Raw genomic sequence first — 11,117 nt, 5'->3', positions numbered from 1 at the left:
TTGTCCATCCAATAACGAACACAAGAGTTACGCACAAACTGAGAAGTTCTGATAGCTTCATCAAGCTTCTGATATTGCTCTAGTGTCCCGTTTTTTAGCTTCGCTTCTACGACTAGCATTTAACAATCATCGACCATTGGATAGTTTAATTATAACACAGTTTACCCATAGATGGTAGTATTAAATCGATGCTCTGCGGTTTATTTTCTGGTCGGATTTCATCCCCCGCAAAGGTTGATGTCTTGTCGAAAAATTTAGCGGGGGCATTCATCCGACATTTTAGGTAAATAGGTGGAAACGGGAATTAGCTAGGAAAACCCTTAGGCCAGAGAAGCGGTAATCCAAAATAAACCATCGACTAAAATTGTACTCAATACGGCTCCGCTAAATGCCCACCAATGGCATACCCGTTTTTGCAAAGGATAGATACCGATCGCTAGGAGCAGGTTGAGCAGTACGATCGCCCAACTGATGCCCCAGGGGGTCTGAATTTGGGCCAAAGCGTTATGAAATATCGGCGATACTAGGTTGGCATCTAGTTCCACGGTCATTAATTGTCGCCAGTAGGGAATTAGTCCCGTTAGATAGAAATATAAGTCGGTGATGGCGGTTCCTAACAAAGAACCCAGATAGAAAAGATTGCCCACTTTGCCGCGACCTTTGCATAATCCCCAGAGAACAAAGGGCAGCCCGATCGCTTCCATGGGAATATGGAGCAAGGGTTCCCAACGCCACCAACCCCAGTACAGAGAACCGGCTAACCAACTCCAACTAAAGCCCAAAAGTAAATCTCCCCAAAGACTGATTTTTGCTTGTTTGAGCAGCCAAATCCCTAACCCCACCCAGAAAACGGTTAAACCTAGGCTAATTTCGGGATAGTAGCGCACTAGGGGCGCTTGTATGAACACGGGGACTGATACCAGAAATGCTGCTGTCCAAAAGACGGATTGACATTTTTCCCAGTTAGGGACTAGGGGTTTCAGGCGATTGGGATTGCTGGGGACTAGGGTAGAGTTGAGCAAAGGATTTCAGAATTGTTACAAAACTTTACTTATATTAAGATACATCATTCTCTCTCTACTATATCCCCCCTAGGGGGATTTGGGGAAATTAAAAAATTGTTTTTGGCAATGCCCTATCCTGTTAGAATCGAAACGACAGCAGCGATCGAGGAGTGCAAAAAATATGGCAGCGGGCGATGAAGAAAATCCGAGAATGCCCCTAGATAAAGTTATTTTTGTCATTGCTTGCGTCTATCTAGGTTGGGTGGTGGCATGGCTAATCAGTCAAAAAAATGCCCCTGTCTCTCAAAATGGCACGATTTCCCCAGAAGATCAAAAGTTTATCGCCTATCTGCAATCATCTCTGACTATTATCGATCGCCAAGGTGCAACTTCATCCCCCGATCCTGATCCTTCTCCTAAAAATAACCCTTCTCCGGTAGCCACGGTTCCACCACCACCCCCCGCTAATTTACCGGTTAATAATACTCCCCAGATCATAGAAAGAATTTACGTTCCCGTTTATCCCCAAACCCCTGAAACGGCTGCCAAAATTGCCCCGGTTACACCCGCAAATCCCGACATTTCCGCGCCACCATTACCGGCTGCCCCCCAAGTGCATCGGCCGACAGCAGCGGTTATTCCCACTAATAATCAGGTGAAAAATACCCTGGTGGGGGTGATGGATTTAGGCGATCGATCTTCAGCTTTATTTGATAATAAGGGGATAACGACGCGTATTTCTCCGGGGGAATTTATCAACGGTTGGACTTTAGTGGAAGTTGGTAGTCAACAGGTTATTTTGTCTCGCAACGGACAAACGAAAGTCTTAGAAGTGGGACAATCTTTTTAGGGTGAACTACCGGCTGGGCGAGATTGTCGGGGCTTCTGAACTCACGGGGGAATGCCTGAAGATAGACTTACGCCCACCTTGCGGATTTGGTATGACAGAGACAATTAGAACAGGTTTGAGAACTAGGAAAAAATCTATCAATCTCCATCAATAAAACACCTTATTGACAAACATTTTGTTAACGAAGAAAATAAACTGTAGCGATAATAATACTCAGAATTACTACAGTCCAGCGCAGATAACTAGGAGAGATAATTCTGGCTAGTTTTCCCCCCAATAAACCCCCAATTAAAGAGCCAATTGCTACCACTATCGCCGCCGACCAATCTACCTGATTAGAAAAGAGAAAAAACCAAGATGCCGCTACATTAACCACCAAAGAAAGCAACTGTTTTAAAGCATTTAATCTCGTGAGATTATCCTTGATAAATAAGCCCAAAATTGCTAACTCAATCACCCCTAAACCCGCCCCAAAATAACCACCATAAATTGAAGCGAGAGCGATGGGTAAAACCGCCAAAATTTCTGGGATATGACCATTTTCGTCCCCCTGTCGCCGCTGTAGCCAAGAGCGTAAAGTATCTTGAAAAGCCAATAAAGCCGCCGCTAAAAGAATCAGAAAAGGAATCAGGCGGTCAAACACTTGATCGCTGCTATTTAACAGCAAAATACCACCGATAATGCCGCCAATAACTGCCGATGGTAGTAATAACCTAATCCGTTTTTGTTGCCCGTGCAGGTCTTTTTTTTGGGCGAGAGTTGCCCCCAGATAACCGGGGCATAAAGCGACGGTATTAGTCACATTTGCCATCACTGGTGGGATACCCACCGCCATCAGCGTCGGAAAAGTAATCAGACTACCGCCACCGGCAAGAGCATTAATTAAGCCGGCAGCCACGGCAGCGATTGCTAGGAAGCCATACTGAATAGGCGTGAGCATTTAGGCGTTAGGGATAGTAATTAGGGCTAAATCAATTTTTTCCTCGTCAACTTGCTTAATTTCGGCTTTAATTCCTGGTCCAAAATATCTTTCGATTTTTTCCTGTTTTGCCAGCCACTTTTCTAGGGGTAAAAGGGGCGATTCAAATTCTAGGGTGAGACAATAGGCGGAATCAACAGCAGTTTCACGAATTGCCACTAAAGTCGGTCTTTCCTCGTCCGTGGGGCTTAATCCCAGCTTTTCTAGGGCTTCATCCAGATGCACTTCCTGTCCGTAGCGATAGCGGGTGACATCGTTGCGAAGTTTGGTTTGGGTGACAGTGGCCTGTTGTTGGCGCAATTGCAAGATTTCGGGGCTAGTGGGTTGACTGAAGGGTATAGGTTTGATTTCTGAAGCTTTTAGGGCTAAACCTCCCAATAATAACGGTAATCCGTAGAAAAACCCCGCTAAATTTACCGTGGCGTTACCTTGGGCATAACCGATGATCCCGATAACCGTTAAAATACTGCCTAAAATTAAGCCAAAGTATGATAGTCTAATTTTTCTGAGCATGAAATAATTTTTTTCTTGAGTACGCTAATCCTTTAGAGATTATACAACTCAAGAGAATCTTTTTTGCAGGGGGGCAGTGGGGAGATTTTTCCGTTATCAGTCATCAGTCATCAGTCATCAGTCATCAGTGAAAAGAAAACAACGAACTTGACACTTAATAAGTAAGTAATCTCAATTAACTGTTAGATAGTGGGACAGGCTTCTGGTTTTTTGTATTTTATCTTTAATTGTAACCAGCTACTTAGTTGATGATAGGTGATGCGTTAGGACGGATTGTTACCTTCAAGTCAAAACAGGAATTTTTGCCGTCTAACGCACCCTACGTTTTACTTAGTTGATGATAGGTGATGCGTTAGGACGGATTGTTACCTTCAAGTCAAAACAGGAATTTTTGCCGTCTAACGCACCCTACGTTTTACTATTGCCTATGTACTCGCAATTTTTCAATTAATTGAGATAATTTCTCGTCAGAAGCGGCAGTAATAAAGTCTAATTTAAACTTTTGTCCCTGACTGAGATATTCTGCATAGCTAGACAGAAGAAAAGGACGAAACTTTTCATTATTAGCAATATAAACTTCAAAAAAAGAGACCAATAAAGCTCCAGTATAATCCTCGATTAGATTTTGATTGGGTAAAGTGATATCGACCACAGACTCTAGGGTTTTTTGCATTCCTGCATCCAATTCCGTAAAATTTACATGAGCTTGTCCCTCCACCATGGCCAGATATTTATCCGGGGTTTTTAACCAAGTAAAAGGAATAGCCTGTTCAAAAATTGGATTAGCTGCCGGGTCATAACTTCCGGAACCCAAGAGGACGGGAATCGAGATTTTACTTAAACCTTTTTCCCCAAAAATACTGCGGTTAACGGGATTAGCTGCAAAAACAGCTGCGACTCGTTCATCGCGAAAATTATAGACCTGTCTAGGCAATTCTAGGGCGCGACATTCCAGTAAAATTGCGATATTAATCCCGGAATAAGGACGGTAACAATCTTTAGCAAGATTATCAAAATCTATTGACGCACCAGCAACAGCTAGAGATGTATAACCTCCAAAGGAATGACCCGCTACTCCCACATTAGTTAGGTTAAGTTTACCTTGAAATTGACTAGCATTTCGTCTGGCTAATTCATCGATGACAAAGCTAATATCTTTGGGTCGATTAATAAACTCATTGCCATCAAAAATATTGCGATAATATCCCCCTAACATTCCTTGCAGGTATTTGATATCACTGCCGGGGTGTTGCGGTGCCGCTACTAAAAACCCGTAGGAGGCTAGATGTTCGATTGCTTGGGCATAATCTTCCGGTCGCGAGGCTAATCCGTGGGAAAAAATAATTACAGGTGTTTTACCGTCTCGGAAAGTTTGCGGGATATAAACATTGACATATAAACTGCGATTGCGACTACTATCGGTTAGGTTCCAAACTTCTTTTTTTACCTGAAAGCTACCGCGCTGACGCAAATCGGGTAAACTGGCATAATTAATCGCTGGTTTAACGGCAGCGGCTTCCTCGGCCGTCCAGAGGTGCATATCTTTAATAAATATTTCCGCCACATAAACCGCATAATCGATGGTTTTAGCTAATCCGAGGATTTCTTCCCCCTGTAACTGGATATTATTGGGGAATTTTTTCAGCACATTTAAAAGGGTTAATCCTCCCGGATCGAAAGCGGCACTAACAATCGCACCCCGCAGAGCATATTTACCATTAATTCCCCCTTCAATGGTGATGCCTTTGCCCAAACGAAAGAGCATATCAGCACCCATCACACTATTAAAAAAACGAGATAGTAAAATGGGATCGATGTCAATCTTTGTTAATAAAGCCTCACGAAACTTCTCTCTTGCTTCGGGAGTTGCTCTGGACAGAAATCTTTTTAAATTAGCGTCGATTTTTCCTTCTTTAGCAAAGGTTTCTAGGGATGCTACCGATACGGAAAAGACGAGGGGAGTATAGACAAATTCAATTTCTTCGGCGGCTTTTAGGGGTAAAGCGGTCATACCCGCGGCGAAAAGACCTAGGAGAAAAGCTCGCAGCCGACGGGTGGGATTATTTCTGGGAAAACGACCTGGTAAACTATGGCTAATCATGCGGTTTTTGGCTAGGGTAAATGACAATAAGTGAACTACTCTCAATGTCGTTGAGAGCTTCCTATTTCACAGGGGATTGCCTCAAGACAGACTTACGCCCAGCTTTTGGTCTGACATCCCCTCTATAGGCAGTATCGCTAGTTCCTAACGACAATATCCGTAAGCTTTCATCTCGAATATTTATTGCCGCATTTATGTCCCGGTCATAAGTTGTCTGACAATGTTCACAAGTCCATATTCTCATATCAAGGGATAAACTACCCACTTGATTTAGACAGACATGACAAGTCTTAGAACTAGGGAAAAACCTATCAACTTCGATATAGGTTTTTCCTTGCCATTCTGCCTTGTATTTAAGCATTGTACAAAACATTACCCAACTACAATCACTAATAGCCTTAGCTAAATTATGATTGCGTACCATGGCTTTAACATTGAGGTTTTCTACAGCAATAACTTGGTTTTCGTTAACTATCTTACGGGATAGCTTGTGGAGAAAATCCTCACGACATCTTGAGATTTTAGAGTGAACTTTAGCTACTTTACGTCTAGCTTTTTGACGGTTGTTACTTCCCTCCTTTTTACGCGATAGCTTTTGTTGTTTCCTTTTTAGATTGCGTTGATGTTTAGCAAAATGTTTAGGATTATCATATTTACTACCATTGCTGGTAATAGCAAAATGATTAAGTCCTAAATCAATTCCTATGGCTTTTCCATCTATCCCCCCGTCTTCGTCACCACCCTGATTAAGGGTAGCTCCCCCCGCCTTCGGCACCCCCCTTATCAAGGGGGGCAGGGGAGATTGTCCATCATCAACTAAAATAGAAGCGTAGTATTTACCGTCTGGGTTTTTTGAGATAGTAACGGTTTTAATTGTTCCTGCAAATTCCCGATGACGAACACAATAAACTAAGCCAACTTTACCCGGTAATTTGAGGTAGTCACCTTCAAATTTGACCTTAGCTGGATAGCTAATTGATTGTTTACCATGTTTAGATTTGAATCTTGGTAATCTAGCTCGTTTCTCAAAGAAATTTTGATAAGCTTGCGATAAGTTCAAAGCAACAACCTGTAAGCACTGGGAATAAGCATCTGTCAACCACTCATATTCTTTTTTGAGACTGGGCAATAGTCCTTGAATATAGTTTCGTGTCAGTCCTTTTCCCGTGGTTTTATAGGTTTCTTGGCATAAATTCAGGGAATAATTCCAAAACCAACGACAACAGCCAAAGCTTTTAGCTAAGGCTATTTCTTGCTCGGTATTAGGCTTAAGTCTGAATTTGTACGCTTTGTACATAAGAGTTATCAAGAAACTATAACTATGATAACATGGTTTTTGAGAATTGTCTATATGTTGGTCAGTATTCTTGAGGGGAACCCTGGGGCGAATTACTTCGCCCCTTGAAAAGCCCCGTCCCATCGCACTAAGCGCGAGGGACGAATGCTGACACTAAGTTAAAAGTGAAAAGTGGCGGCGAGAAAGGGTCCGTTAAAGTTTTCCGTAAAACCGAATGCGTTATCGCCACTACCGTTTTTATACTCGATCCCGTAGAAACGATAGGCGAATTGCAGGGAAATTTGGCGATTCACCCACCAATCGACTCCGAAGAGGAGGTTCCAGCTTAGATCTGTATCGCCGGCCAGCCCGAAACCGGAAGCGTCTCCCCGAATCCATAAAGTGATCGGATCGGACACCTGTACCCCAAATTTCCCGCCGAGGAGCGGTTCAAACCAAGTTCTCCCCTGACTGAAGGTTTGTTGGAAGGTTTGGCTGAAGTTGACGAGGGGACTGGATAGCTGTACGGTAAGCGTTTCCTCGATATCGATGCTGATACTATTGAGACGAAGGCCCGCATAGGGCTGGAACCAAATTAAGGGAAAAGAGCGATTAGAGGGTTTTTCGGGCAGTTCGTGGCTGATCGGAGCGCCGATGTGGTAACTGACGGCGAAATCGTAGATGCCCTGATCGAATTGTAGGTTTGTTTCCGAATCCGCTTCGAGTTGCTGTAATTGGCGATTGTCGGCGAATTCTTGTACCTGTTGCATTGTTTGTTCTAGTTGTTCGAGCGATTCTCGGGCGTTCTGAATTTCTTGTTCGAGTCGTTGCAGGGGTTCGCTATCTTTTAGCTCCCGTAACTCTTGGAGTTTCGCTTGCAGTTGTTGCAGGGGTTCGCTATCTTTTAACTGCTGTAGCTCCTGAACTTTCGCTTGCAGTTGTTGGAGGATTTCGCTATCTTTAGTCTGCCGCAACTCCTCAATCTTCCCTTGCAGTTGTTGCAGGGGTTCCCTATCTTTTAACTGCTGTAGCTCTTGAATCTTCCCTTGCAGTTGTTGCAGGGGTTCGCTATCTTTTAACCCCCGCAATTCTTGAATTTTTTCCTGCCCTCTAGCCAGTGCTTCCTGTATTTGCGAGAGCTTTTCTTGAAAATCCTTCAAATTTCCTAGCCGATCGCTAAAGGCAGGATCGCGGGGTAATTCTGCTATTTTCTTCTCTAAATCCCGGAGATCTCGAATATCGATATTATCCCGAATCTCACCTATATCCACCTCGGGGAGAGTCTGAATTTTTACGACCATTTCTTGTAAAGTATTCTGGCGTTCGGCCAATTGTCCTTGAAGGCTGTCAAGAGCCTGTTTAAATTCGTTTAGGCGCTCGGCTTTTCGCTCGACCTCTTGCCGCACCTCCAGTCGAATTTCTGCGAGGGTCGTCTTTAGTTCCTGCGCCTGCTCGATTTTCGGAACGATCTCTTGCTGGAAACGTTGCCGAGCGTTATCGATCGCCGTTTCCAGTTCCTGTAATTGTTCCTCCCGAAGGGCGACTTCTTGCCGTATCTGATCGCGCAATTCTTGGGCTGCCGCCGGTAATTGGCTTAATTGTTCGGTTTTTAGGGCTATATCCTGTCGTAAGGCTCGAATTTTGTCTCCTGCCTCTTGAAAGCTCCCCTCTTCTTTTAATCCTTGTATCCGATCGACCGACTGGGAGATGCCTTCGAGTCCATTGATCGCTTTTTGAATTCTCTGGTTGGCATCCCGACTCAGCAACCAATTCAAGGAGTTGATAAAATTCGGCTCTCGAACCCTTGTCTTCTGGAGGTTGATCACGTTTCTCAAGCTGGCGTAATAACCGTCGAAAATCAAACCGAAACGACCGTTCCAGGCTTCCACGCGCGCGCTACCCGTCACCCGGAGCGATTGTAATACTTCCCCGAGATCGAGATGATAGTTGACGGTACGTCCCCGGTCCGTTGCGGTTCCGTAGGTATTGATCGGAATGGTCGCGTAGGGCTGAAATTTAATCTGCCAACCTCGATCCTCTTGGCCTTGGGGAGCGGGATTTTCCGGTGCGTTCGGGGTCCGAGCCGGGGTGGGTTCTGTGGGAGGAGAGGCTGGCAAAACGGGCGCTCCTACTCCCGCCAGATCCTTGGCACAGGCACTGTCGGGTAATTCCTCGGTTCGGGTTTCCCCCTCGAATACCAAGGGGGCGACCCTATTGGTCAAGGGGGTAAAACCCTCACAGAAGGAAGGGGCAACGGTCAGGGGAGCGATCGCTTTCCCGTCATCTATCGCTTCGGCGAGAACACTGGGGACAGGAAACGATAAACCGAGCAAAGTCCAGATCAGCAGGCGGCATGGCGAGAATCCCATAATTTTTCACTCCTCACTATTAAAAAAACGCTCTAGCGGTAGCAGCCGACAACAGTTACCGTGTAGGTCTTGCCGAAATGGTTGACACCACCGATAAAAAGATTGACTTGATAGGGTTCATCGTTGGGTTCCGGTGTGGCGGTAATAGTCAGGGGTTTACCCGGGTCGATCCGTACATCTTGTTGGTTAAAAAACTGTCCCGTGGTTTGATCGCTGTACTTGAGGTACATCTGAATATCGAAGGAACCACCCTCATCCGAGGATATAGTGGCCACGAATTTTTGCCAGTTGCGATCGCTCGGAACCGCCCAATCGGTATTCCAGTTATTGCGAGTGATATCGACACCGAACACAGTAGGAACGGTCGGTTGAGAAACGGTCTTGGTTACTTGGTTTCCTTGACCACCGATCAAAGGTATCGGGACGCAGGTTTCTGAGGCACTAAGGGGCAAATTTAAGGCAAGGACAAGCGATAAAGTACCAAGCCAAGTAGGACGAAAAAGCATCAGCAAAACCTCGATAAATTAATCTGGGAGATTTTGATTCTATATGATTGAGTATCTCTGAATATACTATCTTATGTCAAGACATTAACTATTAATAAAAAACAATAAATACATGGATTTAATAAGTGGAATTGATATATCTTCAGATGAAAATAATCAGCTAGGGTTTTTGACCAGAATAAATTGCTAATCATTGCGAATGTGAATATTTTGTTGCGGGAAGGGAATCTCGATACCCTGTTGAGTAAACTTGGCGAGAATAGCACAATTAATATCACTAATTACTCGCTTTTTTCTGTTGACATCATCCAACCAGAACTTTAATTCAAAGTTTAAACTAGAATCACCAAAATTAAGAAAAAATGCTACTGGTTGCGGGTTTTTAAGTATGTGAGGATGTTGATCAGCAATGTCTAGCAATAAATTCATCACCTGTTGTGCGTTAGAGTTATAACCAACTCCGATAACAATTGAACAATAAATCAAGTTATCACTACCCGTATAGGTGGTGACATCCTCAGTAAAAAACTTTTGATTGGGGATAATTTTTTCAGAATTATCCGTGAGGATTTGCACTGTTGTCGCTCGAATACCTAGCTTTTTTACCTGAGAAGTTTGCCCTTCAATATTAATGATATCACCGGGTTTGAGAACTTTTTCAAATAATAGTAAAATACCGCTAATAAAATTACTGACTACTTGCTGCATACCGAAACCAATACCCACCGATAAACCGCCAGTAATTGCCGCTATTGCCGTGGCATTAACTCCCACATAACCCAAGATGAGAATAAAACCTAAGACAATGAAAAAATAACGTCCTAAAAGTAAAGTTGCTTCAATTTCACCGCGACTAGCTTGCTGATTTAAATTAGTAATACTCAGAATTATACTTTCTATAAGAATAACAATAATTACCAGAAAATAGGGAGCTATTATCAAAATAAATATGCTTCTCAATGTGATCGGACTATTAAATAAATTAAAGGGAGATACTTGAGCAATTTCCTGAATATTATTGTAGAAACTAATAATTGTTCTCAGGAGTAATAATAGCAATAAAGGTGCTAAAAGCCGCAAATGATAATATTTAATTGTCTTGACGGAAAACTTGGCGTATAATCCAGCTAATAAACCACGATAAACTAAATAAAACCACATTAATTTTATGCATAAACTAATCATTCCTCTTGTCCAGTTTTGACCGAAAAAAATTAGATAACTTAAGTCAAGTAAAATTAGGCTAATAACTGGAAAATTAAGAAACTGTATCAGGATAGCAAAATATTGACGGATGGTTAATTTTTTATCACTATGGATAAAAGTGGTGACGTGAGGAAATCTTTTTTCTAAGTAAGACCATAACCATTTTGATAATAACCAAGCAAGAATTAAAGACAGAAAAATGATCGTTAATTGATTTTGAACATTTCTGCGTCCTAAAAATAATAATTGGTTAGCAATTATCTCCGAAAGAGAGGGGATATTGTTGTTCATGTTAATTTATTTTCCCGACTTC

The 11,117-nt window shown here is 43.1% G+C and carries 9 protein-coding genes and 1 pseudogene; 1 reads left to right on the top strand and 9 read right to left on the bottom strand.

Annotated elements, in window-relative coordinates; translation table 11 throughout:
- Positions 1–119 (bottom strand): annotated as a pseudogene (locus EWV66_RS13375) (transposase); the annotation flags it as partial.
- A gap of 201 nt (positions 120–320) precedes the next feature.
- A complete protein-coding gene (locus tag EWV66_RS13370; protein ID WP_052276497.1) occupies positions 321–1,022 on the bottom strand; it encodes a DUF3120 domain-containing protein in 702 nt (233 codons plus the stop codon).
- A gap of 163 nt (positions 1,023–1,185) precedes the next feature.
- Between EWV66_RS13370 and EWV66_RS13365 the strand changes: the two genes are divergently transcribed.
- Positions 1,186–1,854 (top strand): hypothetical protein, encoded by a 669-nt coding sequence (locus EWV66_RS13365; RefSeq protein WP_052276498.1) that lies wholly within the window; start codon positions 1,186–1,188, stop codon positions 1,852–1,854.
- 178 nt (positions 1,855–2,032) lie between these two features.
- On the opposite strand, the gene EWV66_RS13360 is transcribed toward EWV66_RS13365, so the two are convergent.
- The 7 genes from EWV66_RS13360 to EWV66_RS13330 form a co-directional block, all read right to left on the bottom strand.
- Complete coding sequence (locus tag EWV66_RS13360) at positions 2,033–2,794, bottom strand: sulfite exporter TauE/SafE family protein (RefSeq protein WP_052276499.1); 762 nt, start codon at positions 2,792–2,794, stop codon at positions 2,033–2,035.
- The gene (locus EWV66_RS13355) at positions 2,795–3,346 is read right to left on the bottom strand and encodes a DUF2854 domain-containing protein (protein ID WP_002763523.1); all 552 of its coding nucleotides are present in this window, start codon (positions 3,344–3,346) and stop codon (positions 2,795–2,797) included.
- A gap of 418 nt (positions 3,347–3,764) precedes the next feature.
- Positions 3,765–5,447: an alpha/beta hydrolase gene (locus EWV66_RS13350; protein WP_287108688.1), complete on the bottom strand. Its 1,683-nt coding sequence runs from the start codon at positions 5,445–5,447 to the stop codon at positions 3,765–3,767.
- A gap of 61 nt (positions 5,448–5,508) precedes the next feature.
- On the bottom strand, positions 5,509–6,744 hold the full coding sequence (locus EWV66_RS13345; RefSeq protein WP_052276501.1) for an RNA-guided endonuclease TnpB family protein: 1,236 nt from the start codon (positions 6,742–6,744) through the stop codon (positions 5,509–5,511).
- A gap of 158 nt (positions 6,745–6,902) precedes the next feature.
- On the bottom strand, positions 6,903–9,092 hold the full coding sequence (locus EWV66_RS13340; protein WP_287108684.1) for a coiled-coil domain-containing protein: 2,190 nt from the start codon (positions 9,090–9,092) through the stop codon (positions 6,903–6,905).
- A 32-nt stretch (positions 9,093–9,124) separates the two neighbouring features.
- On the bottom strand, positions 9,125–9,598 hold the full coding sequence (locus tag EWV66_RS13335) for a hypothetical protein (RefSeq protein ID WP_081417847.1): 474 nt from the start codon (positions 9,596–9,598) through the stop codon (positions 9,125–9,127).
- A gap of 186 nt (positions 9,599–9,784) precedes the next feature.
- Positions 9,785–11,095, bottom strand: a complete 1,311-nt coding sequence (locus tag EWV66_RS13330) for a mechanosensitive ion channel family protein (RefSeq protein ID WP_052276504.1) — start codon at positions 11,093–11,095, stop codon at positions 9,785–9,787.
- Positions 11,096–11,117 lie beyond the last annotated feature (22 nt).

This window comes from Microcystis sp. M_OC_Ca_00000000_C217Col (assembly GCF_007095585.1).
Classification (GTDB): domain Bacteria; phylum Cyanobacteriota; class Cyanobacteriia; order Cyanobacteriales; family Microcystaceae; genus Microcystis; species Microcystis panniformis.
This window is presented reverse-complemented; position numbering and strand designations above follow the sequence as displayed.